The sequence below is a fragment of the Miniphocaeibacter massiliensis genome, from assembly GCF_900232905.1.
GTDB lineage: Bacteria > Bacillota > Clostridia > Tissierellales > Peptoniphilaceae > Miniphocaeibacter > Miniphocaeibacter massiliensis.
Genome location: NZ_OCTQ01000002.1, coordinates 137,032 through 160,458 on the forward strand (window position 1 = coordinate 137,032; position 23,427 = coordinate 160,458).

At 26.8% G+C, this 23,427-nt stretch carries 25 protein-coding genes; 7 read left to right on the forward strand and 18 right to left on the reverse strand.

Features of this window, described 5'->3' with window-relative positions; genetic code table 11:
- Window positions 1-53 precede the first annotated feature (53 nt).
- The 9 genes from CS899_RS04705 to rlmD all read right to left on the reverse strand — a co-directional run bounded on the left by CS899_RS04705 (window position 54) and on the right by rlmD (window position 9,746).
- Window positions 54-593 carry a DUF2815 family protein gene (locus tag CS899_RS04705; RefSeq protein ID WP_100065009.1) on the reverse strand — a complete coding sequence of 180 codons (540 nt, stop codon included), beginning with the start codon at window positions 591-593 and terminating at the stop codon, window positions 54-56.
- A gap of 77 nt (window positions 594-670) precedes the next feature.
- Window positions 671-1,804 (reverse strand): DUF2800 domain-containing protein, encoded by a 1,134-nt coding sequence (locus CS899_RS04710; protein WP_100065011.1) that lies wholly within the window; start codon window positions 1,802-1,804, stop codon window positions 671-673.
- Complete coding sequence (locus tag CS899_RS04715; protein WP_100065013.1) at window positions 1,801-2,118, reverse strand: hypothetical protein; 318 nt, start codon at window positions 2,116-2,118, stop codon at window positions 1,801-1,803. The genes CS899_RS04710 and CS899_RS04715 overlap by 4 nt, the downstream gene beginning before the upstream one ends.
- The gene (locus tag CS899_RS10815; RefSeq protein WP_164995851.1) at window positions 2,060-2,227 is read right to left on the reverse strand and encodes a hypothetical protein; all 168 of its coding nucleotides are present in this window, start codon (window positions 2,225-2,227) and stop codon (window positions 2,060-2,062) included. Before CS899_RS10815 ends, CS899_RS04715 begins: the two co-directional genes overlap by 59 nt.
- A gap of 125 nt (window positions 2,228-2,352) precedes the next feature.
- Window positions 2,353-2,868, reverse strand: coding sequence for a sigma-70 RNA polymerase sigma factor region 4 domain-containing protein (locus CS899_RS04720; protein WP_100065015.1), 516 nt, complete (start codon window positions 2,866-2,868; stop codon window positions 2,353-2,355).
- A gap of 444 nt (window positions 2,869-3,312) precedes the next feature.
- On the reverse strand, window positions 3,313-5,181 hold the full coding sequence (locus CS899_RS04725; RefSeq protein ID WP_100065018.1) for a helix-turn-helix domain-containing protein: 1,869 nt from the start codon (window positions 5,179-5,181) through the stop codon (window positions 3,313-3,315).
- A 187-nt stretch (window positions 5,182-5,368) separates the two neighbouring features.
- Window positions 5,369-6,217: a restriction endonuclease gene (locus tag CS899_RS04730; protein ID WP_100065020.1), complete on the reverse strand. Its 849-nt coding sequence runs from the start codon at window positions 6,215-6,217 to the stop codon at window positions 5,369-5,371.
- Between the two features lie 70 nt (window positions 6,218-6,287).
- Window positions 6,288-8,093: an Eco57I restriction-modification methylase domain-containing protein gene (locus CS899_RS04735; protein ID WP_100065022.1), complete on the reverse strand. Its 1,806-nt coding sequence runs from the start codon at window positions 8,091-8,093 to the stop codon at window positions 6,288-6,290.
- 333 nt (window positions 8,094-8,426) lie between these two features.
- Complete coding sequence (gene rlmD / locus CS899_RS04740) at window positions 8,427-9,746, reverse strand: 23S rRNA (uracil(1939)-C(5))-methyltransferase RlmD (RefSeq protein ID WP_100065023.1); 1,320 nt, start codon at window positions 9,744-9,746, stop codon at window positions 8,427-8,429.
- A gap of 212 nt (window positions 9,747-9,958) precedes the next feature.
- Here rlmD and CS899_RS04745 point away from each other — a divergent pair, with 212 nt between their 5' ends.
- The gene (locus CS899_RS04745; protein ID WP_100065024.1) at window positions 9,959-10,474 is read left to right on the forward strand and encodes a GNAT family N-acetyltransferase; all 516 of its coding nucleotides are present in this window, start codon (window positions 9,959-9,961) and stop codon (window positions 10,472-10,474) included.
- A gap of 17 nt (window positions 10,475-10,491) precedes the next feature.
- On the opposite strand, the gene CS899_RS04750 is transcribed toward CS899_RS04745, so the two are convergent.
- The gene (locus CS899_RS04750; protein ID WP_100065025.1) at window positions 10,492-11,046 is read right to left on the reverse strand and encodes a PsbP-related protein; all 555 of its coding nucleotides are present in this window, start codon (window positions 11,044-11,046) and stop codon (window positions 10,492-10,494) included.
- Between the two features lie 165 nt (window positions 11,047-11,211).
- On the opposite strand from CS899_RS04750, the gene CS899_RS04755 reads away from it, so the two are divergent.
- Entirely contained in the window at window positions 11,212-11,925 is a 714-nt protein-coding gene (locus tag CS899_RS04755) for an AzlC family ABC transporter permease (RefSeq protein ID WP_100065026.1), read from the forward strand.
- On the forward strand, window positions 11,918-12,229 hold the full coding sequence (locus CS899_RS04760) for an AzlD domain-containing protein (protein ID WP_164995852.1): 312 nt from the start codon (window positions 11,918-11,920) through the stop codon (window positions 12,227-12,229). The genes CS899_RS04755 and CS899_RS04760 overlap by 8 nt, the downstream gene beginning before the upstream one ends.
- Before the next feature lie 224 nt (window positions 12,230-12,453).
- On the opposite strand, the gene CS899_RS04765 is transcribed toward CS899_RS04760, so the two are convergent.
- Window positions 12,454-13,008, reverse strand: coding sequence for a TetR/AcrR family transcriptional regulator (locus tag CS899_RS04765; RefSeq protein WP_100065028.1), 555 nt, complete (start codon window positions 13,006-13,008; stop codon window positions 12,454-12,456).
- Between the two features lie 744 nt (window positions 13,009-13,752).
- Between CS899_RS04765 and CS899_RS04770 the strand changes: the two genes are divergently transcribed.
- Window positions 13,753-15,126, forward strand: coding sequence for an amidohydrolase (locus CS899_RS04770; RefSeq protein ID WP_207204744.1), 1,374 nt, complete (start codon window positions 13,753-13,755; stop codon window positions 15,124-15,126).
- A 46-nt stretch (window positions 15,127-15,172) separates the two neighbouring features.
- Here the strand turns inward: CS899_RS04770 and folK are convergent, their stop codons facing one another.
- The 7 genes from folK to rplM form a co-directional block, all read right to left on the reverse strand.
- A complete protein-coding gene (gene folK / locus CS899_RS04775; RefSeq protein ID WP_100065029.1) occupies window positions 15,173-15,646 on the reverse strand; it encodes a 2-amino-4-hydroxy-6-hydroxymethyldihydropteridine diphosphokinase in 474 nt (157 codons plus the stop codon).
- Window positions 15,643-16,479, reverse strand: a complete 837-nt coding sequence (folP, locus tag CS899_RS04780) for a dihydropteroate synthase (protein WP_100065030.1) — start codon at window positions 16,477-16,479, stop codon at window positions 15,643-15,645. Before folP ends, folK begins: the two co-directional genes overlap by 4 nt.
- Window positions 16,479-17,249, reverse strand: a complete 771-nt coding sequence (folE2, locus tag CS899_RS04785; RefSeq protein ID WP_100065031.1) for a GTP cyclohydrolase FolE2 — start codon at window positions 17,247-17,249, stop codon at window positions 16,479-16,481. The genes folP and folE2 overlap by 1 nt, the downstream gene beginning before the upstream one ends.
- Before the next feature lie 2 nt (window positions 17,250-17,251).
- Window positions 17,252-17,605: a 6-carboxytetrahydropterin synthase QueD gene (gene queD, locus CS899_RS04790; protein ID WP_100065032.1), complete on the reverse strand. Its 354-nt coding sequence runs from the start codon at window positions 17,603-17,605 to the stop codon at window positions 17,252-17,254.
- A 67-nt stretch (window positions 17,606-17,672) separates the two neighbouring features.
- On the reverse strand, window positions 17,673-19,133 hold the full coding sequence (locus CS899_RS04795; RefSeq protein WP_100065033.1) for a bifunctional folylpolyglutamate synthase/dihydrofolate synthase: 1,461 nt from the start codon (window positions 19,131-19,133) through the stop codon (window positions 17,673-17,675).
- A gap of 169 nt (window positions 19,134-19,302) precedes the next feature.
- On the reverse strand, window positions 19,303-19,695 hold the full coding sequence (rpsI, locus tag CS899_RS04800; RefSeq protein ID WP_100065034.1) for a 30S ribosomal protein S9: 393 nt from the start codon (window positions 19,693-19,695) through the stop codon (window positions 19,303-19,305).
- Between the two features lie 19 nt (window positions 19,696-19,714).
- Entirely contained in the window at window positions 19,715-20,143 is a 429-nt protein-coding gene (gene rplM, locus CS899_RS04805; RefSeq protein WP_100065035.1) for a 50S ribosomal protein L13, read from the reverse strand.
- Between the two features lie 262 nt (window positions 20,144-20,405).
- On the opposite strand from rplM, the gene CS899_RS04810 reads away from it, so the two are divergent.
- The 3 genes from CS899_RS04810 to CS899_RS04820 all read left to right on the forward strand — a co-directional run bounded on the left by CS899_RS04810 (window position 20,406) and on the right by CS899_RS04820 (window position 23,361).
- Window positions 20,406-21,551 (forward strand): glycosyltransferase family 4 protein, encoded by a 1,146-nt coding sequence (locus CS899_RS04810; protein WP_100065036.1) that lies wholly within the window; start codon window positions 20,406-20,408, stop codon window positions 21,549-21,551.
- Between the two features lie 74 nt (window positions 21,552-21,625).
- Entirely contained in the window at window positions 21,626-22,042 is a 417-nt protein-coding gene (locus tag CS899_RS04815) for a ribonuclease P Rpr2/Rpp21/SNM1 subunit family protein (RefSeq protein WP_100065037.1), read from the forward strand.
- 86 nt (window positions 22,043-22,128) lie between these two features.
- Window positions 22,129-23,361 (forward strand): hydantoinase/carbamoylase family amidase, encoded by a 1,233-nt coding sequence (locus CS899_RS04820; RefSeq protein WP_100065038.1) that lies wholly within the window; start codon window positions 22,129-22,131, stop codon window positions 23,359-23,361.
- The last annotated feature ends 66 nt before the right edge of the window (window positions 23,362-23,427 follow it).

Here is a 23,427-nt window from a genome sequence, read left to right on the forward strand (position 1 = left end):
TATTCCTATAAATATGACAATAAACCAATCTAGTATTTGCATATAGTTACCTCCTATGATAAAAAGTCATCATCGTTAAAAGATTCAAAATCTTCAGATGCATTCGTTCTAGCTCCTAAAGGTTCTCCATCTTTTATCTTCTGAATATTACCAAGTCCACAAGCGATTCCTTTATTACCATTTACATTAAATGCATAAAAGTTAATGGATACTCTTGCATAAACACCGCTGTATACTTCCGATCTATCGAGAATCGGCTCAACACTTGCATCAACTATTTGTGGTGCAGTCATAGAATTAGCATTAATAAAATATGCATCTTGATAGGCTTCATCATCCTTCTCAATATCTCCATCCCTTAATGGAAGTTTCAATGCTTTCTTATTTGGCTTTTTGCCACCAAATTTTCCAATGCCATCCTCAATTGCTGCATCAATTGCTTTTTCAATCTTTTCAATAGTTTTTGTATCTGACTTTGGAATAATAATTGACACTGAATATTTTTCTTTACTTCCATTGATACTCTTAGGCTCCCAAACATTTGCATAGCTTAATCTCACTGTTCCAGTTACTACTTTTGTTAAATTTGTCATATTAATTTACCTCCATATATTTTGCTTTCGTCAGTTTCTTTAGCCAAATCAAAGATTTGGACTTCGTGACATCTGACCTACCTACAACCCACTATCGTTCGTTGGGTTAGGTCATAAAATTCTTCTTTTACTGTTTCTATTTCTTCTCTCTTATCTGATCTAGATACCAATGTCGGTTTTCCCTTAGGCTTTTCTAAAAGATCAGATAATAATTCATTAAACCTTTCTTTTCCAAGTAACTTAGTCATCGCTGTAATACCTAATAGTTTTTCTTCATAAGGATTTAACCCTTCTTTTATTACAATGTCAGCTACTTTTTCTTCATTTACATATTTTCTATTACTTCTACCTTCAACTAATTTATAGTTTTTCCACTTCTTACCTTCTAGTGCTTTTCCTAGAGCATAGTCTTTAATATCCTTACTCCATGAATCAATTTGATCTAGTATTTCCAATATCTCCTCTATTTCAGAATCTGAAAGTAGAGGTGGAAATTTAAATTCTTCTTTTGCAATTTCAAGAGCTACTTCTACTCTTTTCCTACAAGTATTTTTTGCCTTGCAGAACCTACACCACTCACCACTTTTATATTCCCCTTCACCTTTGTATGCCAATTCTGCCTTAGGTTTTATAACTTCTTTGGCCCATTTATATAGCTCTATTGGAGTTCTTGTAAATACTGAAATGTTCTCTCTTCTAGGTTGATAGATATGCATTGTCACTGTTTCAATATCATAAATATCGTCAAATAAATTTAGTGCTCCTAAAGAATAAAGCATCAATTGACTATTGTTTTCTGCATCTACTAAAATTCCTTGGCCATGTTTATAATCAATAATATGAAGTTCTCTATCTCCAAGAATGATACAATCTGCTGTTCCAAAAGAATCTTTAGCAAATTTAGATAAATCAAGTCTTTCTTCTATTAGGACTAATGGCTTTTCATACTTAGAAATTATTTCAAATACATAATTTACATAACCTTCGGCGCATTCTTCCATCTCATCATTGTAAAAGTCTAAATCATGAATTGATTCCTTAGTATCCATTCCTAATACTCTTTTTAATTTGTTTTCACATAACTGATGTGCGTTGGTTCCTTCTAACGCATATTCACTAGTCTTTTCAGTAAATTCTTCTGAAAGTCTTACGCTTGGTGGACAGTTTATCCATCTATAACTTGCAGATGCTGATAATATTGCATGACTCATCTAAGGTCCTCCGCATCTTTTAATAAAGCTGAGAAATGTTTTTCATCTATTTGTGATAATTTCTTCGCCCCATATTTTTGAAGCAGTTCTCTTATTTTTTCTGTATAGCCTGCTCTAGATTTATCAGCTAATACTCTTCTTACATCTTCAAGAGTGATTGATTTTTGTTTTAAATGTTCTTCTATTGAAATTTGACCGTCTATCTCAGGTGTAACTCCTTGTTGTTTATCAATTTCAATAAGTAGCTCATTTATACTACTTATAAGACTTTCTGCATCTTTTTTGATTTCTTTTAACAGTTTTTCCTTTGACATATTCATCCTCCTTTTCACTTTTTTCCATAATTTGTCTTGCTAGTTTTCTTGAGACAATAGATATTGCCATCAAACTTTGAGCCATTTCAACTTTTGACTTATCTGTCATTTAAAAAGTCCTCCTTTCATAATTCTTAGGACATCCAATCTCTTTTTGAGTAATTCATTTAAGAGAAGTTTCTTCCTTCATATCTCTTAGGACTTTCATTTCTATTTTGAGTAAAGAACTGGAGACTAATCTCTCCAGTCCTCCATTTTTTCTTGAATTATTGGTAATAGCTTATTCTTTACATTGTTCACTGTCTTCTGAGAGCACCTTACTTCTTTTGCAACTTCTCTTTCTTTCATTTCATATATAAGAAGTAGTTCCATAATTTTTTGGTCTCTCTCCTGAAATTCAGAAAGAACTTCATATAATGCTTCTTTTAAAAGATTAAACATAGCTACCTCTTCAATATTTATCTTTGAAACAATCTCAAATCCCGCTTCTTCCTCTGCTCTTTCTAAAGATAAAGGAAGTCCTAAAGGTTTATTATTTGTAAACCCATCTTCTATGCTTGCAACTTGAACATATTCATTATTTTTTGATTTTGATAATTTGATTGTTTCTTTTTCTCCCAGTTCCTCTAAGTTTTTATATGCACGTTGTATTCGCTTTTTTTCTTTCCAGACAGGTTGCATGTATGCCTTGTACACTTCTTCACTTACTTCCACTTCTTTGCCTTGAATTTCTAAATATCTCTTTTCCATTTTTTGTCCTCCTGAACTAGCCAGGTGACATCAAGGCAAAGAATAAAAATAGGTCTGGATTTCGATACACCAGACCTAGATATAGCCAAAGAGGGTACACTAAGATAAGGCTATCGATACAGAACTTCCTAACTTTTTTCTTAAGTTAGAAATCCGTATAAATATCCTTTGCCTTAATGTACACTTCAGGCTGAAATATTATTTATTTGTACATCTACTATATAAATAGAATTTCCATATATTTTTACTATTTCTTTTTGAAATTCCTATTTATAGCTATATTCTATGTTGTATTATGTAATTAGTCCCGGACATGAAATGTCCGAAAACATGCATAAAAATAACCCTATAACAGTAATTTATAATTTACTATCATAGAGTTATCTCTAAATTCAGATATAAAAAAAAAACGGACATGAAATGTCCGAATTTAAAAAAATATTTTTAAAAGTTTTTTGAAAGAGGATCTAAATTAAGTGATTCTAATAATTTATTTGCTTCATCCACTGTTTTACATATGTTTAATATCAAAGAAAGCGTCTGCCCTTCATCCATTGTTTCAGGAATTTTACATGGTGATATGTCTATTAATCTCTTACTCACTGTAGGTGGAAGTTCTAAAGCTATACATATTGCTATTAAAGTTCTTATTGATGGGTTTGCTTCCTCTTTTTTATATCTACGTATTGTCTTTTCATCGCAATAAGATTTTTCTGCTATTTTCTCTAATGTCATATTACTTTCTTTAATTAAAAATTCCAATGCTGGTCCAAATGCAGATGGCATGTTTCTTAAAAGTTTTGTTGTTTGACTTACATAATTAGCTAGGGCTTGTTGTGAATTTTCATTCTCCCCTTCTTTAGAATTAAAATTAACTTGAAAACTAAATTCTTGATCAATTACTCTACATAAATAACATTCTGTATAAAATCTTCCAAGTTTGGACGAAGTATGTAAAACTTCTATTTCAAAAACTAAACAACACTCATTCATATTTGATTTTGCATAATTTGTAAGTTCATATTGTCCAAAAAAGTTTTTTTGAACATACTTAGGATCATCTAAAATCACATGGGCATCAATATAAGCATATACACCACTATCTATCAATTCTTTTAAACTTGGATTTTTAATATACTCAATTGCCAAGTCTATTGTGTCTAATGAATAAGTTTCATTTTCTTTCAATTTATAGTTTGAATCATAGTGTGGTTCTATATATCTCCCATTTAAATATATAAAAGCTCCCTTTGCTTCTTCAAAACCCGTATCTATCATTCTTATTTTTGCTGACTGTTTAGATACGCCAAAAAATTCCGATAAATCACTAATTACATCTTCTATAACATCTATTAAATTGTCTGAGTTAGATATAGTTAAATTCTTCCTTATATATTCTGAACACTTTATTTTAAATGTGGTTATAGGCATCTGTATTCTAGGAGCAAGTGAATTAGCTTGCCACTCCATCCACTTTAAGCTTTCTTGATCTTTATCTCCAACTTCTCCTGTTACTTTGCATGAAATCATATTTAAATCTGAATTATAGAGTCTCTCTAATTCAAAACCTTTTTTATGAAACCTCCAATGCACACATTCATGAATAATAGTATTGTTTACACTTCCTATATTTCTTAAAAAGAAGATATTAGGATCTACTATTATAGTCCCTTCTTCGAAAAATATTTTATTAATTTCTCCATCAATAAATGTTTCAATAGTACATGGCTCAAATATTATAGATCCAAATACAGAGTTATCATCACTTATCTCATGTTCTTCTATTTCTAATCCTAATCTATCAGCTAAAACAACTGGATTTACTGGAACGATATTCTCTTGATCTAATACTTCAGGATAAAATTTTTCTAAGAAATCGGTCGCAATATTATCAAGGTTGTCTTTTTTCATATATGGTATTAATGTCTCTGATAACGGATTTTTTAATTTTGGCTCCAAATTATATTGATTAATATCTAGTATGGAAAAATCTTTAAATCTATTTCTAACAGATCCTATACATTTTACAATAATCCATGGATAGATAATATCAAAATCATCGCCCTGCCTTCCATATTGTGTTAATGCTATTTCAACTTCAGATATAATATAAATTAAAGAGTCACTATCATATGATGCATCAATATGTATATTTTTTATAATTATGTTCATAACTTCTGAATCGTCAAAATTTTCCATCTTATAAGATAATGTTTCCAAATATTCTTTATTATTTTGTGTATATTCAACTATTTTGCCACTTATTTGATCAAATAAATATTTCTCAATATAATCTTTTATCGATATACTCATATGATTCATCCCTCCAATTATATCTAATAACTTTTAAAATTTTATTTATATTTTATACTTTCCTACTCCACTAATATTAAAAATTTGAAAATATAAATATTAATACTAGTTAAAAAGATATCTTATTAGTATTTTACAATAGATGTTTTAAACACTATAAGATATCTTTTTTAACAAATTTTTATTATTAATAACTACTTTCTATCAAACTAATATTTTCTAATTTATAACGTTCACCATATATACTTAAAATATCTTTTGAAAAATTTTCAAAATTCAATTCTGAATATTCAAGATCAAAATCTTTTTTTAATAGATTATCTTTTTTTAATTCTTCAGTTGACGAATATAACTTGGGAACCTCTTTATTAAAATCAACTATTAACAAAGCTACTCTTTCATATCTATATTTTTCATTGGATCCATCACTTAATGTTCTATTATTCATTGCTGTGAAAAAGGAAATATACTTTTCAAGATTTATTCTTTCTTTTTTAAATCCAATTCTATTTTCTTTGATTAGTTCTTCATCATATTCATGGGTAGGTATTAAATAAACCTCACCTAATACTACTTTAGGATATCTCAAGTGTAGATTAAGTGATTCAGCAAATGTTCTTTCAAATAGTGTATCTGAATTTTTAGCTACACTACTCATCTGACTTCTGACATTAATTATAAGCATATTTGAGGAATATTCCATTCCGTACTCATCAGTAATACCTTCAAAATTTAATGGACCCCAATCTATTTTAACTGGTTTCTTTTCATGATTTCTAGGTAATACTGTTATATCTTGATTTTTTTGTTTCAAAAATCCAGCAACTTTAATTTCTGGTTTAGTCTCATATAGTCTAGGATAAACTAAATCTGGATCAACCTTATGTTTAATTAACTGTTCTTTAACAGCATCGTGTATCAAGTTAATAAGGGTAGATGATCTGATTGCACTAGTTTTTCCCTTAGTTCCACCTTCCATGATTGATTTTTCAAGTAAAGTTTTAAATTTTACCAATTGCGAATCTATAAATTGCATTTTCCACCACCTATATTTATATTATATAGATAGTTTATCATACATGAATTTGATTTAATAGATTTAAAGCTTACAAATTAATTGAATAAATACTTTGTATATATTCATCTAACTCTTTTCCTGTTAGTTCTTTAATTTTATTTACTTCTGCTTCTGATAAAAAAGGAATCGTAAAATTTTGGATATATTTTTTTTGATAACAAAAATAGCCTCCTTCTATCGGGTAACTAGTATTTTTAATATAATAATCCATAACACTTGAATTTAATATTTTTTGCATGATTTCTAACTCAAACTCATTGTTTTCATATATAGCATATCCATTACAAAATAATGTACTATCATTATTATCATACTTGAATTTTGGAACATTTGAGAATGTTGGAAATAAAAGTTTTTTCCCAGAATTTTTCAAACCTTGTGTTCTTCCATAAGCATACCACTTAACTGAATTTCTCTTTCCTTTATCCCTTCCATCCAATATATTTTTTTGAGCTAATAAATATTCATATGTAAAAGGATATTTAGAAATAAATTCTTCCTCTTCAATAATTTGCAATACACCTTTTTCAAATTTATAAGGAAATATTATATATCTCTCTGCTTCTTCTAAGCTGTTTACTTTTTTTAATTCTGGTACTTTATATATTTTTCTTATTAAGCCACTTTCAATATTATATCTTTTTTCTCCAACTATTTTATAGTACCCATCAAAATCTTTATCTACCATATATACATTATCTCTTAATGTTGCTATTCCAGTTCTTATATAAGGTTTTAAACTATACTGCTGCCCTTCAATCAAATCTAAATTATTTCTAATAGTAGTATCTACTAATTTCCATGAATGAGAATCCAAATTATTGATACTAATTTTAATTGTTCTTTTCTCTAATTCTAATTTGTTTTCTAGTATTTTTTCAATTTCTTTATTTTTTTCTAATTTAGTATATAAAAAATTTGATTTAATTGTATTTCCTAATTTAATAATACAATTATACGTTCTAACTGGTTTAAATAGCATGTTGTCTGTAAAGTCTATAACATGTTCAATAGATTTTTTTTCTGTTAAATACTTTCTTAATATTTGGGCAGAAGAAATAGTAAAAATATTATTTGGAATTATAAATGAAATTTTACTTTTTCTATTCCTTAAATAATTAAATGCATTTTCAATAAATGCGTAAAAAATATTGAAAACTCCTTTATTACAAGTTATATAATTGGTCTTTAAAAAATCAATTTCACAATCCTTCATATCATGAATGTTGTAATATGGAGGATTCCCAATTATATAGTCAAATCCTTCAACTCCAAATTCTTGAATCCAGTTTATTTTTAATGAGTCTGCTAATAGTAAGTTTGTTTTTAAAAGCTCTGTGTTTTCACCATTCATTAAGCATAAAATTTCCAATACAATATTTGTAATATTAATACAATTTATATCTATATCTATTCCAAAAATATTATTATTTACAATATCCACAAAAGATAAACCTGTTTTTTTGTTAATTATCTCAGCCGCTGAAACTAAAAAAACCCCTCCTCCGCATCCAGGATCTATTATTTTTGTATCTTCATTAAATTCTTCTAAAATATTTACAATAAAATCAGATATATACTTTTTTGTATATACAGTCCCTACACTCTCATTTAAATGAAAAGTGATCCTCTCTAATTCATCTATTAAATCATATAATTTCATATCTTTTATTTTCAAGTCTATCTCACATTTCATTTCTAATGTCAATAACTCGTTTTCTTTGTTTAAATTTAACATTTTAAAACTTGTATGATCTAGATTATTATTACTAAAAAAACTATAAACAGTATATCTTATTAGCTGTTCTCTTATTTTTTCTGCTTCTATTATCATAACCACCTCTTTCGTATTACTATTACTTTTATATCATTTAGTATCGTACCATTGCTTTTTATATTTATCAACTACTGTAATATGCTAATTCTTGCATATAAGTATAGATTTTGAAATTAAAACTAATATAACTAATCTTACCTACATTTTGATAATTATTCACTACAATTTTATAAAAGTAATTATTTTCACATTTTGATATATTTCCAAATACTCTAGCATTTTTTATCTATATTTTATAAGATCAATTTGAAAACTCCTTACAAAAAGATTATCAGGTTTGCTATTAAACATTACTATTCTTTGTAAACCTGTATCTTCAGTACTTTAATATTATTTCCTTTCAATCAATGCAACACACTCCACATGCATTGTATTAGGAAACATATCGCATAATTCTATTTCTTTAATTTCAAATTCATACTCTTTCAAATATTTCAAATCTCTTGAAAATGTTCCAGGATTACATGATATATATTCTATTTTATTTATTTTAGATTTACCTAATATTTCTATCAAATTTCTATCTAATCCCTTTCTTGGTGGATCTACAACCACTATATCTATATCATCTTTTAATAATTTTTCTATTTCATTTTCACTTTTACCATGAATAAATTTAACATTTTTTATATTATTTAATTCTTTATTATAGTTTGCATCTTTTACTGCATCCTTTACTATTTCTACACCTATTGCTTCTTTTGTTTTATTTCCAAAATATATAGTTGTTGTTCCTATTCCACAATATAAATCTAGTAGTTTTTCTGTTCCTTTTAGATCCATTTGTTTTAGTGCTATATCATATAATTTCTTTGTATTTTTACTGTTTACTTGAAAAAAAGATTTTGGAGAAATTTTAAATTTATAATCTCCAATCATATCTATAAATTCTTTTTTAGAATATATTAAATTTACCTCTTCTCCCATAAACTCGTTATTTTTCTTTTTATTTACTGAATAATATAATTCTATTATTTCTTCTATTTGTTCTAATTCTTCAAATAATTCCTTTTTATTTGAAAAATTCTCTTTTGCTACTGTTAATGTTAATTGAATTTCATTTAAATAATTACTTCTTATGGTTATATTTTTTATTATTCCTTTATTTGTTTTATGCTCATAACCTTCTATATTGTATTTTTTTACTAAATTTGAAATTTTTTTCATTACCTTATTAATAGCAATACTTGCTACTATACATTTGTCTATGGATATTAATTTATGAGATTTTTTATAATAATAGCCTAAATTACATTTTGAATCTACTTTTAATTCAATTTTATTTCTAAAGTTACAAGGATTTTCTAAACCTATAATATTTGTATTATCTACATTAAAATTACCTATTCTAGATATTTGATTTTTAACTAAATTTTTCTTAAGTTCTAATTCCTTTGAATAATCTGTTTCTTGCATTGTACAACCTGTGCAAACTTTTGCATATTCACATTTAGAATTTATTCTATAAGAACTTTTTTCAACAGTTCTAATTCTTTTTCCAATAATAAAATTTTTCTTCTTTTCTAAAACTTCTATGTCTACTATTTCATCTATTACTGTATCTTCTGCAAAATAAACTAAATTATCCTTTTTAGCTACTCCATTTCCTTCTTCTGTTATATCTATTATTTTTAAGTTTTCTACTTTCATATTGACCTCTATTCTTTACTTGCCTTTCAATTATACCATGTCCCTTATGATATATTATTGTCTTTTACTTTATATATACTATAATTTAGTTATTTGTAGATTGAGGCTAGAAATCCAATATCTATAAATAATAAAACAGAAATTACATTTATCAAGTAAATATTTTAATAATTTATATTAAATTTGATGTTATACTATATTCAGGTGATTATATGGATATAAAAATTGAAAAACTAAAATTAGAAGATGCAAAAAAATTATTTGAATTTGAAATATATAATAAAGAATATTTTGAAAAATTTGTTCCTAGCAGAAGTAATGATTATTTTAATTATGACTCTTTTTTAGAAATATTAAATACTTTATTAATTGAGCAACAAAATGCCATATCTTTTTTCTACTTAATAAAAGATATGAATGATAATATTTTAGGAAGAATAAATTTAACAGATATTAACTATTCTGAAAAATCTGTAGATTTAGGCTATAGAATTGGAAAAGATTATATTGGAAGAGGAATAGCTTCAAAAGCCTTGAATTTTATAATTAATGCTATAGATACTAATACAATTGAAATAATCAATTCTAAAACCACTACAAATAATATTGGCTCACAAAAAGTTATGTTAAAAAATAATTTCAAATTTTTATATGAAGATAAAAACGAGTTTATTTTTAATGAAATTAGAGAAAAGTTTGTATATTATAAATTAGAAATAAAAAAATAGAGACTAAGTCTCTATTTTTATTTTATCACTTTAAATGAATTTAAAATTTTATCAACTGTATCAGTTTCTTCATAATAAGAATCATATCCAATAAGTGATATTATAATGAATTCTTTTTCATCTTTATCTATTATATATATTTTTGCTGTACTCAAAATATCTACATTATCCACATAAGCTTTTAACTCTGTGGCGTTAAAACTTCCTATTTTTCTAGAATTTTTTGTAATATCATCTTTCTCTAATTCAAAATCCTCATCTTCTATTAATTCATTTGTTATTTCTTCAACTACATTTTCTTGTGTAGGAAAATCGTCTTTACTTACAGAATATATATATATTCCTATTGGATCTATCTCTGCTGAAAACAACTCTTCGTTTGAAACATCTACAGAAAATTCTTTTGGTAATCCTATACTATAATTTTTATCTTCTAATTCAAATTCATTAGTTTTTAATGTAACTTCTTTATCTTTTACCTCTTTAGTTATATCTTCTTTTGTATTCTCTTTACTTTCGCAACCTGCAAAAATAAATAGAGAAAAGATTAGTATAAATATGAGTTTTTTCAAGTTTATCCCCCCAAATATAGCACCTATACAATTATATTACTATAATTTAATTATATATACAATTTTTCTTTACTTATAACTTTAATCTGTATCTAGCCAAGCTTAAATTGTATAATACAATACTTTTTTACATGCTATAATTTTAATACTATAATGAGGTGAATCATGAATAAAAATTTACAAATTTATTATTTAGGTATAAAAGATGCTATTCCTATTGGATTAGGATATTTTGCTGTATCATTTTCTTTTGGGTTACTCGCAAAAAATTTTGGTTTAACAGCTTTTAAGTCTTCATTAATATCTCTAACTAATTTAACTTCAGCTGGACAATTTGCTGGTATTGAAATTATTAATAAAAATAGTCCCTATATTGAAATGGCTATTTCTCAATTAATAATTAATTCAAGATATCTTTTAATGTCTAGTTATCTATCACAAAAAATAGCTTATAATACCGCTTTACCTAAAAGGTTACTTATGGCTTTTGGAATTACTGACGAAATATATAGTTTGACAATTTCAAATCCTAGTAAAATATCTCCTTACTATATTTATGGTGCAATGTCTATTGCTATTCCTTGTTGGACTCTTGGCACTTTAACTGGAGTTATAGCTAGCAATGCTTTAAATCCTAAAGTAGCCTCCTCGTTAAACATAGCTTTATATGGAATGCTAATTTCTGCAATTATTCCTTCTACTAAAAACAACAAAATTATTACTGGAATAATAACTATTTCAATGTTCACTAGTTTTCTATTGAACATAGTTCCGGTTGTAAATAATTTTAGTCCTGGTATTAAAATAATAGTACTTTCTCTTTTAATTACAACATTTGCCGCAAAATTATTTCCTCTAAAGGAGTATGAAGATGAATAATATATATATTTACATACTAATTATGGCTACAGTAACCTATTTAATAAGAGCTATACCATTAACTTTAATAAGAAAACAGATAAAGAACAATTTTATAAAATCTTTTCTATATTATGTACCTTTTGTTACACTTTCAGTAATAATATTTCCTGATATTCTATATACTACTAATAGTATATTTGCTTCTATAACAGCTTTTATTATAGGTATTATACTATCTGTGAAAAATTTAAATATGATAATAACTTCTGTATGTATGTGTCTTATAGTATATATATTAGATTTTATTATTCCTATAATATAAAAATGAACTTAAATTGAAGTAAGTTCATTTTTATATTATATATTTATATTTGCATTTATCTTATTAAGAAATATAACTTTTTGATGTTGTTAATTTAATAACTTCCTGATTTGTTAAAATTATTTTCTCCTTATCGACTTTCTCAAGTTTAGCAATACACTTTTACAAATTGAAAAAATAATAAAACCATTACTACTAAAAATATTTTTCCATTTACCAAGTTTCTATTTCATATCCATCAATTCTTTCAAATTTTGTGGCATATTATTTACCAAAGCCTTTGCCAAGTATTTAGTTGGAATAGTGCTATCATTTTTTATCCATTCTAATATTGTATATGCAAAACCATATGTAAAAAAATTCAAAGAAAATAATAATTCTTTATTATTTATAATAGTTTCGTAATTATAATTAAAGAAGTACTTTACAATATTTTCCTTTGTTTTCTTTATGTACCATCTGGTAAAACTATTACTTTGATCTAATGTAATAATTTGTCTATAAAAACTTTCATTCAATAACATTAAATCAAGATACATTTTTAAAGCATTTAAGCTAAACCCAAATTTCTTCATATATTCATGCCCTATTGATACATTACTAATATGAATATAATAAATTAAATCGTCTATATCACTAAAGTATCTATAAAAGGTTTGTCTTGAAAAATCACTATTAGAAACTATATCTTTAACAGTAATTTTATCCACAGGACTATCTTTTAATAGTTTCAAAAAAGATTCTACAAATTTCACCTTAATATTCTTGGATTTATTCATTTACATCCCTCTCTCGTTATTATCCATTATACTATATAAAAGATAATTTTTTTCTAATTTTAAATACTCTAATATTTTTAAAACATAAGTTTCATAATTAAAAATTGTAAGTTAAAAGTTACATTTTATATTATTGTAAATTAAAAGTTACAAATTCTATTAGTATAAATTGATTGAAAAAAAAACATATGAGAAAATATATTATATCTTAAGTAATTATTTCTTATTAACTACATAAAAACATTTTTTAAATGCTAAAATGTGATTTTTTAAGAAAGGAGGAAAACGATAACTTATCACATTTGCAATATTATATGAAATATTACATTAGTTCACTACTCATTAATGAGTTTAAGTTTTTGGTATTAATTGTAGAGGATATCTACAGAAAACATCAAAAATATGTGTTGAACTGTCTCAGAATACAATTTTACTTATGGTACTCATCTGTTATTAAACGATTAGCAATTTGTAAATTTAGTAGAAAATTCTCTAATTAGTATATTTGATAATGATTATGTATATAATATAAAAACCTACTATTGGGACTAAAATTCTACTGTACATTTAAAAATTATTCCTTAAACATTTGTATTTATTAAGTAATCTATTGGTCGTATTATATATCTTTATCAAAATATAAAATTTGATTTATATGAGTCACAGTTCATAAAAAGTGTAGCATTGATTACAAAAGTTACACTAGATTTTTAAATAACTAAATAACCTAAGGAGGTGTTTATTGTGGATAAAATATCTACGAATTATATTGATAGTAAAGAAAATGAATTAATTGAATTAGCAACAAAGATTTGGGAACACCCTGAAGTTGGATTCCATGAAGTAAAAGCTTGTGAATGGACCGCTGAATTTTTGAAAAAAGAGGGATTTGATGTTGAGGTTGGAAGCTTTGGAGTTCCTACATCAATAAGAGCTACTTTTGGTAGTGGAAAACCTGTTATTGGGCTTCTAGGAGAATATGATGCTCTTCCTGGAATGAGTCAAAAAGTTAGTACAAAAAAAGAAGCTGTTGAAGATGGTGCTCCTGGTCAAGCATGTCAGCACAATTTACTAGGTGTAGGTCACGTTGGAGCTGCCATAGGATTAAAAAAAGAAATGGAAGAAAATGGTCTTAAAGGTACTATTGTGTTCTATGGCTGTCCTGCTGAAGAAACCCTTACTGGTAAAGGTTTTATGGCTAGAGGTGGAGCGTTTAAAGATTTAGATGTTTCATTCTCATGGCATCCAGGAACATCTAATATTGTAATGAGAGGTACCATGACAGCTATGAATACTTTTAAATTACATTTTAAAGGTATAACAGCACATGCTGGTGGAGATCCTCATAATGGAAGATCTGCTCTTGATGCAGTAGAGCTTACAAATGTTGGAATAAATTATTTAAGAGAGCATGTAACAGATGATGTTAGAATGCACTATTCAATTACTAATGGAGGTCAAGCACCAAATATAGTTCCGGACAAGGCATCAGCTTGGTATTTTGTCAGAGCTTTAAGTAGAGAAGCTGTTGTTGATACTTATGAAAGAATGATAAAAGTAGCAAAAGGGGCTGCCATGATGACAGAAACAGAAGTTGAAGTTGAATACCTAGGAGGATGTTATAATACTCTAAGTAATAATGTTCTTGGTGATCTTATATTTGATGCAATGAATGAATTACCTGTTCAAAATTGGTCTAAAGAAGATATAGAATTTGCTAAAATATTAGAAGAAACTAAAACAAATAAATCTGGTGTTTTTGAAAGTGGAGAAGTTGGCGAACAATATTTATATAGTGAGAAACCTTTAAATATTTATTCTGATAGTTTTGGTTCTACAGATGTTGGTGATGTTCAACACTTAGTTCCTGGTATAATGTTTATGACAGCGACAGCTAATATTGGTGCCGCTGGACATAGTTGGAACAACACAGCTTGTGCTGGTAACTCTATTGGAATGAAAGGTATGATTTTTGCAGCTAAATCTATGGCTAAAGCTGGACTAAAAATATTAGAAGACCCTAGTTTAGTGGATAAAGCAAAATCTGAATTCGAAAAATCTATGAACGGAAAAACTTACATTTGCCCTATAACTGACGATATTAAATTACCTGAGTAATTTAATTATAAACATTAAAAGAAACTTTCCTCAAAAAAAGAAACTTCTAAATAGAAGTTTCTTTTTTATTTTTTAGTTCATTTAATAGAGATTTTACAGACTTCATTTTTCTAGGATCTACAAATTCTTCTTCTATTTCAACTAATGGTCCTAGCACAAAATTCCTATTATATATATCTATATGTGGTATATGAAGATCCACTTCATCTACTATCTTATCTTCATAATAAATAATATCCAAATCTATTGTTCTAGGTCCCCAAGTTATTTTTCTAACCCTATCTAATTCCCTTTCTATATCCATTAACTCATTTAATAATTCTCTAGGAGATAAGTCAGTTTCTACTTTTATTACCAAATTCAAAAAATTTTCCTGCTCAGTATATCCATAAGGTTCTGTTTCAATTACTGAAGATTCCTTTAATATTTTTCCAACTCTTTTAGAGATTAAATCAAGTGCAGATTTAATATATTTTTTTCTTTCTCCAATATTAGATCCTAACGCTATAAAAGATATCATATAAGCTCCTCTACCATTCTAACAGCATCTAGATTTTCTTTTACATCATGTACTCTCATAATCTCTAAGCCTTTAAGCTTAGCATATACGGAAACCCCTATTGTTCCAAATAATCTATCATTTGCATTTTCTAGACCTAATGTCTTACCTATAAAAGTTTTCCTAGAAACAGCTAATAAATGTGGTACTTCTAATGAATTAAAATACGATATATTTTTAAGCAGTTCTATATTATGTTCTGTAGTCTTACCAAATCCTATCCCTAAATCTATTATTATTTTTTCCTTACCTACTCCATTTTCACATGCATAATTCATTTGTTTCTTTAAAAAATCATAAACATCTTGAACTACATTGTCATATTTAGGTTCTACTTGCATAGTTTTAGGTTTTCCATTTATATGCATTAAAATTAATGGTACATTAGATTTTGCAACTATATCAACCATTTCTTTATCAAAAGTTAATCCTGAAATATCGTTAACTATATCTACTCCTGCTTCAATAGCTGCTTTTGCTGTTTTAGCTCTATAAGTATCTACTGAAATTAAAATATCAGGATGGAGTTCTTTTATTTTTTTTATAACAGGACAAACTCTAGCTATTTCTTCTTCCGCTTCAACTGGCTCAGAGCCTGGTCTAGTTGATTCTCCACCAACATCTATGAAAGTTGCTCCCTCATTTATTAATTTAATAGACCTATTAATTGCATCATCTATATTATAAGTTCTAGAACCCTCATAGAATGAATTAGTTGTTACATTAACTATTCCCATAGCTTCCATTTTAGTAAATTCTCTTCTTGTTCCATCTTTTAATATGATATAACTCATTAATTCATATCCTCACTAATAATTTTTGCAAAAGCATTATGATTATGTATACTTTCAAAACTTTCAACTAAAATTTCATATTTTTTAGATATATTTTCTTTTTCTAATTTCAATTTCACTTCTCTGCAAACGTCTTCTACAAATCTAGGATTATTGTAAGCATATTCTGTAACATATTTTTCATCTGGTCTTTTTAATAATGCATATAGTGGTGAAGATGCTGAATCTTCTGAAATTTTCACTAAATCTTCAATCCATATAAATTCATTGGATTTTACAGTTATTGAAACGTTTCCTCTTTGGTTGTGGGCACTAGCTTCAGATATTTCTTTAGAACAAGGACATAAAGTAGTTACTGGAGTTATTACTGTCATCTCAAACTCTAACTCCTTATCTAACCAAGCTTTATAATTTACTCCTACATTTATATATGATATTTTTTTAGAAACTGGTGCTTCTTTTTTTATAAAATATTCAAATTGTAATTCTATAAAACTTTTTGTAGCTCCTAATTTTTCTTGAATTATTGATAGTATATTTTTTATGTGATTTAAATCTATTCTATTATTTTCCTGTATAATGTCTACAAATCTAGACATGTGCGTTCCTCTTTGTTCAGGATCTAAATCTACAGATAAACTAATTTTTGCATGAGTTGTCTGCCATTTACCATCTTTGTTTTTTATTTCAATAGGAAATGTTAAATCTTTTATTCCTACTTCATTTAAATATACTCTTCTTGTATCTTTTTGTTGCTGTACATCAATCATGACTACCCCCTATACACTAGTCCAGAAGTTTTTGTTTCCCATACCTCTATTTCATATAATTTACAGTTATCTCTTTCAACCATTGGATATAATTTATCCCAAATGTAAACTGCAATATTTTCAGCTGTTGGCTGTGTAATAAAATTATTAATATAACTATGATCAAACTCTTTTAAAATATTATCTTTAACTAAATGTTTCAATTCTACAAAGTCAAAGACCATATCTTCGCCATCTCTAGTTCCTTCAAGTTTAACTACCAATTTATAAGTATGTCCATGTAATCTTTCACATTTACCTTTATAATGTATCAAATTGTGTGCAGCATCAAACTCAAACTCTTTAATTAAAATCATACTATTCTCCTTAAATATATATTTCTAATACTCTTAAAATGCTTTTTAACAAATTATTTTAATTATCTCAATATTTTTCAACAATATATTTTCTAAGCTGAGAAATAAGATACAAAGAACCTGTTACTAAGATTATATCATCTTCCTCATAATCTAAAATCGCTTTATCTAAAGCTTCCCTTGGTTTAGGATAAACTTCTAAATTAAAAGTGAATTCTCTTAACTCTTCTTTCATATCATAAACCGTCATCTTCCTTGATTCAAATGGCACTTCTGTTAAATAAAATTTTGCTGGAAGGCTTGAAATTTTCTCAAATATATTTTTATGTGATTTATCTTTTAATACTCCCATTACTACTCGTAATTTATTAAAATTACTATTTTCAAAAAAATTAATTAAATAATCTATTGCATCGTCATTATGTGCTCCATCTAAAATAATTTTTGGAGTACTAGATATTATTTCTAATCTTCCTGGTAATTTTGATTTCTTTAATCCATTTCTAATATTCTCTTCAGAAACATCTGCTAATTTTCTATCTACTAAACTTTCAATAGCTAATAATGCTAATGAAGCATTATATATTTGATGTTTTCCTAGCATTTTTATTTCTAACATTTCATATTTTCTGAAGTTAAATATATTACCATTCGAATTTTGCTTTACAATTTTAATATTCTTAAAATCTAATATATTAAATTTACTATTTTTTTCTATACATACATCTTTAATTACATCAGTCGCCCTATAATCAGATGGATAAACTATAACATTTTCATTTTCTTGTATTATTCCTGCTTTTTCATAAGCTATTTCTTCAATAGTATTTCCCAAAACCCCTATATGATCCATAGAAATACTTGTTATTATAGATAATAACTTATCTCTAAAAATATTAGTAGCATCGCTTCTTCCTCCAAGACCTACTTCTATTATTGCATAATCTACTTTTTCTTCCTTAAAATAAAGTAGCATTGCAGCTGTCATAGCTTCAAAAAAAGTTATATAGTCATCATTTTGAGATTTTATTTCCCAATTGCTTTTAACATATAATAAAAGATCATACAATTTTATAAAACTTATGTATTTATCATTTATTTTTATTCCATCATTGTATCCATCTATATTAGGACTAGAATAAACTCCAACTTTATGTCCTGCTTCCAATAAAATAGACTTAATATAATTACTTACTGAGCCTTTTCCATTAGTACCACCAACATGAATTACTTTTAAACTTTTTTCAGGACTGTCAATATATGAAAGAAGTAATTTCATTCTATCTAGTCCTAAATCCATTCCTTGTCTATTCCAGTTGTTGGATTCTTCAACAAATAAGAATTCACTTATCTCTTCTAAAATTTCAAAATAAATATTTGTTTGTGCCTTGTTCATTGTACTAATATCTAAATTCTTTATATCATTATATATTTCAAAAATATTTTCTCCATGATTTAATTCTATAATATTATTATCTTTCAATTTTTTTATTATACTGTTTTTATTAACATTTACAATTTCACTCACCTAAATATCTCCATATACTAAACTTCTAACTAAATAAACTGTCCCTTATATATTAACACTTTATAAATAACTTTTTAATTTATTTATTTTTTCACAAATTTATACTATTGCAAAATAAAAACACCAGTATAATACTGGTGTTTTTTGAATATTTGTAAAAATATAAATATTATCTTTTTGAAAATTGTGGACTCTTACGAGCTTTCTTTTGTCCGTATTTTTTACGTTCAACTTTTCTAGGGTCTCTAGTTAAGAAACCTGCTCTCTTTAAAGTTGGTCTTAATTCTGCGTCAACTTCTAACAAAGCTCTAGCAATTCCATGACGAATAGCACCGGCTTGACCTGTGTATCCACCACCTTTAACATTTACATATACATCATAGCTGTCTATGTTTTCTGTTAAAGTTAAAGGCTCTCTAGCTATTACTTTCAAAGTATCAAAATCAAAATATTCATCTATTGTTTTTTTGTTTATTATAAATTGTCCATTACCTGGTACAAGTCTAACTCTAGCAACTGATGTCTTTCTTCTTCCAGTTCCTAAATATTGTATATTAGCCATTATATATTCCTCCTATTCCTTATATGTCTAGAACTTCTGGTTGTTGTGCTTCGTGATTATGATCAGGACCTGCATAAACTTTTAACTTTTTATACATTTGTCTTCCTAATTTATTATGTGGAAGCATACCTTTAATTGCTAGTTCTAATACCTTTTCAGGCTTTTTATCTAATAATTCATTATAAGAAATAGATTTTAACCCACCTGGAAATCCAGTATGGTGTCTATATACTTTTTGTTCTGCCTTGTTTCCTGTAACTCTTATCTTATCTGCATTGATTATTATTACATAATCTCCTGTGTCTATATTAGTTGAAAATATAGGCTTATTTTTTCCCCTTAATATAGCAGCAACTTCACTTGCAAGTCTTCCAAGTACTTTGTCTGTAGCATCTACTACATACCATTTTCTTTGGATATCGTCTGCTTTAGCAACATAGCTTTTCATTTTTTACCTTTCCTTTCCTTTTTTACAATATTTTGACTATTTAGACATCGCTGTCAAAAAGCGATTTTTCTCCCACCAAGCATTTAATTAATCGCACCCTTGGCCACTGGCGATTTTTTGAATATTATTAAAAAGGACTGGAGAAGTCATTTTTAACACCAAATAAGTATATAGTAATTTTAGTATTTTGTCAATTAAATATAATCTCTTTTGTTTAATATGTTATAATTATTTGTACTATAATTTTAATAAAGAGGTTGTAATGAAAATTTTAATATCTACAGACGCTTACATACCTATGGTTAACGGAGTTGTAACTTCTGTTAAAAACTTAAAAAGAGAGCTATCTGCAATGGGACACGAAGTTAGAGTACTTGCTTTATCTCAAACTAAACATTCTTATAGAGATGATGATGGAACTTATATTGGTTCTATCGACTTTTCTAAAATATATCCTACTGCTAGAGTTTCTTTGAAATCTTCTCATACGCTAGTAGATGATTTAATTGATTGGAAACCAGATATTATACATACTCAAAGTGAATTTTCAACTTTTCACATTGCAAGAAAAATTGCGAACAAGTTAAATATACCTATGGTTCATACTTATCATACATTATATGAAGAATATACGCACTACTTTTCCCCTAGCAGAACTGCTGGAAAATTCATTGTTCGAAAATTAACTAGAAATATTTATAAAAAAAGTAATGCTATGATTGTACCTACCAAAAAAACTGAAAAAGTTCTTAATAGTTATGACCTTTATGATAATATTTATACCGTTCCAACAGGATTATCCTTAGATAAGTTTAATTTCCGATATGATAAGGAAGAGCTTGAACTTCTACGAGAAGAATTAAATATTCCTAATGATTCTAAAGTTTTAGTTTCTGTTGGTAGAGTTGGAAAAGAAAAAAATCTTGAAGAACTTATTGACTTTGTTAATATGTTTGATAATAAAAATATTGTTTTAGTGATTATTGGAGATGGACCTAACAGAGAATTTTTAGAAAAAGTGGTAAAAGAGTTAAAACTTCAAAATAATATTATATTTGCTGGCATGATACCAAATGAGCAAATAAATATATATTATCAAATGGCAGATTTGTTTGTAAGTGCATCTACTAGTGAAACCCAAGGTTTAACTTATTTGGAAGCTTTAGCTAATGGTGTACCTGTACTTTGTAGAGATGATTTATGTTTAGAACAAGCTGTAGTAAATGGTTTTAATGGTTATAGATACAATACTTTTAAAGAATTTAGCAAATATTTAAACAATTTAATTAATGATAGTACTTTATATGATAAACTTGCTATTAATGCCGAAAAAAATGTACAAGAAAAATATTCAGCTACAGCTTTCGCAAAAAATATTTTTGAAATATATAAAAAATTTGTTGATTAAACCAAATTTATTTAAGTTTAATTTTAGTTTGTTATAGTATAACTATAGTATTATATAATTAAGAAGGGATTTTTATGAAAGAAAAATTATACAAATTTATGGCAGGTAGAAATGGTGCTAATCAATTTTCAAGATTTTTATCAATAACCGCATTGGTATTATTAGTTTCAAGTTTAATTAGTAGCATGGTTTTTAAAAACAATGTTGGCACATTTCTTTCTTATATGGCTCTTCCAATATTACTATATTCTAATTTTATAGTATTTTCTAAGAACCTTACAAAAAGAAGGGCTGAAAATCAAGATTTTTTAAATTTAAAATATAAAATATTTCATAAGTTTAAAAATATCAAAACTAGATTCTCTCAAAGAAAAGAATATAAATTTTTCAAGTGTTCTAATTGTAAAACTTTGCTCAGAGTTCCTAAAGGTAAGGGAAAAATTAAAGTTCACTGCAAAAAATGTGGAAATGATATGATAAAGAAAAGTTAATTAACTTTTCTTTTTTTATTTTGTAAATGCTTAAAAATATGTTATTTTTATATTTGAATTTCAAATATTATTATGTGAGGATACAAATGATTAATAAATTAAATATAAGTGCAAAAAATGTTATAAATAATTTACGTGAGTTAGCTGAGCTTACTTCAGATGATAACGGCGCTCAAAGACTAGCTTGGACTGATACTTGGCAAAAGGCTAGAGAGTGGTTTGAATTTAAAGCTAAAAAATCCGGTGCTAAAGTTACAATAGATTCAGCTGGGAATATGTGGGCTAAGTTAGAAGGTGTTTCGTCTGAAGCAATAGCTATTGGTAGTCATATTGATAGTGTTCCTAACGGTGGTTGGCTTGACGGTGCTCTAGGTGTTGTCGCTGGCTTAGAAGTTCTAAATCTCTTTTCTAATTACAAGCCTAAAAAAACCATTTATGTTGTTAATTGGGCAGATGAAGAAGGTGCAAGATTTGGTAGAAGCTGCTTTGGGTCTGCTGCTGCTTGTGGAAATATTACAACAAAAGAAATGGCTGCAAGAATAGATTTAAATGGAATAAAATACGAGGAAATTATCAAAGAATATGGTGTTAATCCTAATGAAATTCTAAATTCATCAAATGAATTCAAAGAGTACAACATAAAAAAATATTTAGAACTTCATATTGAACAAGGTCCAGTTCTAGAAAACAAAGGTAAAGATGTAGCTTGTGTTTATGGTGTAGCTGGAGTAGAAAGACATTATTTTGACTTTGTAGGACAATCTGCTCACGCTGGCTCCTTCCCTATTTTTGACCGTAAGGATGCTTTTTTAGCAGCTGCTGAATCGGCTTTAGAATTTAGAAAAATAGCCTTAAAATATGATGCATTTTGTACTGTTGGAGAAGTTTTTATTTCTCCATGTGTCACTACAATAGTTCCTGGTCAATGTACAATATCATTAGACCAACGCACTATAAATAATGACGATTTAAAAAGTATGTTTACAGAAGCTAAAGAAGTAGCTTCTAGAATAGCTAAAGAAAATGGTGTAAATGTTACCACTAGAAAAATCCATTCTATAGAACCTGTTTTATTTGATGACAAGTTAGTAAATCTATGTAAAGAGTCAATCAAAGAAGAAACTGGATATGATTTTTCAATCTATTCTGGTCCACTTCACGATGCTGTTGAAGTAGCTAGAATTATGCCTTCTGTTATGATGTTTGCAATGTCAGAAAATGGACTATCCCATACAAAAGAAGAAAACACACCTAATAGTAGCTTAGAAACTGCCATTAGAGCATTTTTAAGATTATCCAATAAAGTTATTAAAGATTAATATATGAAATATAAATAATAGTTATTTAACAATTATTTATATTTTTTGTTTTATTAGTAATACTTT

Excerpts from the sequence above, each read along its gene's own strand:
- CS899_RS04705 (WP_100065009.1), bottom strand. The coding sequence starts at position 593 with ATGACAAATTTAACAAAAGTAGTAACTGGAACAGTGAGATTAAGCTAT.
- CS899_RS04710 (WP_100065011.1), bottom strand. The coding sequence starts at position 1,804 with ATGAGTCATGCAATATTATCAGCATCTGCAAGTTATAGATGGATAAAC.
- CS899_RS04715 (WP_100065013.1), bottom strand. The coding sequence starts at position 2,118 with ATGTCAAAGGAAAAACTGTTAAAAGAAATCAAAAAAGATGCAGAAAGT.
- CS899_RS10815 (WP_164995851.1), bottom strand. The coding sequence starts at position 2,227 with ATGACAGATAAGTCAAAAGTTGAAATGGCTCAAAGTTTGATGGCAATA.
- CS899_RS04720 (WP_100065015.1), bottom strand. The coding sequence starts at position 2,868 with ATGGAAAAGAGATATTTAGAAATTCAAGGCAAAGAAGTGGAAGTAAGT.
- CS899_RS04725 (WP_100065018.1), bottom strand. The coding sequence starts at position 5,181 with ATGAGTATATCGATAAAAGATTATATTGAGAAATATTTATTTGATCAA.
- CS899_RS04730 (WP_100065020.1), bottom strand. The coding sequence starts at position 6,217 with ATGCAATTTATAGATTCGCAATTGGTAAAATTTAAAACTTTACTTGAA.
- CS899_RS04735 (WP_100065022.1), bottom strand. The coding sequence starts at position 8,093 with ATGATAATAGAAGCAGAAAAAATAAGAGAACAGCTAATAAGATATACT.
- rlmD (WP_100065023.1), bottom strand. The coding sequence starts at position 9,746 with ATGAAAGTAGAAAACTTAAAAATAATAGATATAACAGAAGAAGGAAAT.
- CS899_RS04745 (WP_100065024.1), top strand. The coding sequence starts at position 9,959 with ATGGATATAAAAATTGAAAAACTAAAATTAGAAGATGCAAAAAAATTA.
- CS899_RS04755 (WP_100065026.1), top strand. The coding sequence starts at position 11,212 with ATGAATAAAAATTTACAAATTTATTATTTAGGTATAAAAGATGCTATT.
- CS899_RS04760 (WP_164995852.1), top strand. The coding sequence starts at position 11,918 with ATGAATAATATATATATTTACATACTAATTATGGCTACAGTAACCTAT.
- CS899_RS04765 (WP_100065028.1), bottom strand. The coding sequence starts at position 13,008 with ATGAATAAATCCAAGAATATTAAGGTGAAATTTGTAGAATCTTTTTTG.
- folK (WP_100065029.1), bottom strand. The coding sequence starts at position 15,646 with ATGATATCTTTTATAGCGTTAGGATCTAATATTGGAGAAAGAAAAAAA.
- folP (WP_100065030.1), bottom strand. The coding sequence starts at position 16,479 with ATGAGTTATATCATATTAAAAGATGGAACAAGAAGAGAATTTACTAAA.
- folE2 (WP_100065031.1), bottom strand. The coding sequence starts at position 17,249 with ATGATTGATGTACAGCAACAAAAAGATACAAGAAGAGTATATTTAAAT.
- queD (WP_100065032.1), bottom strand. The coding sequence starts at position 17,605 with ATGATTTTAATTAAAGAGTTTGAGTTTGATGCTGCACACAATTTGATA.
- rpsI (WP_100065034.1), bottom strand. The coding sequence starts at position 19,695 with ATGGCTAATATACAATATTTAGGAACTGGAAGAAGAAAGACATCAGTT.
- rplM (WP_100065035.1), bottom strand. The coding sequence starts at position 20,143 with ATGAAAAGCTATGTTGCTAAAGCAGACGATATCCAAAGAAAATGGTAT.
- CS899_RS04810 (WP_100065036.1), top strand. The coding sequence starts at position 20,406 with ATGAAAATTTTAATATCTACAGACGCTTACATACCTATGGTTAACGGA.
- CS899_RS04815 (WP_100065037.1), top strand. The coding sequence starts at position 21,626 with ATGAAAGAAAAATTATACAAATTTATGGCAGGTAGAAATGGTGCTAAT.
- CS899_RS04820 (WP_100065038.1), top strand. The coding sequence starts at position 22,129 with ATGATTAATAAATTAAATATAAGTGCAAAAAATGTTATAAATAATTTA.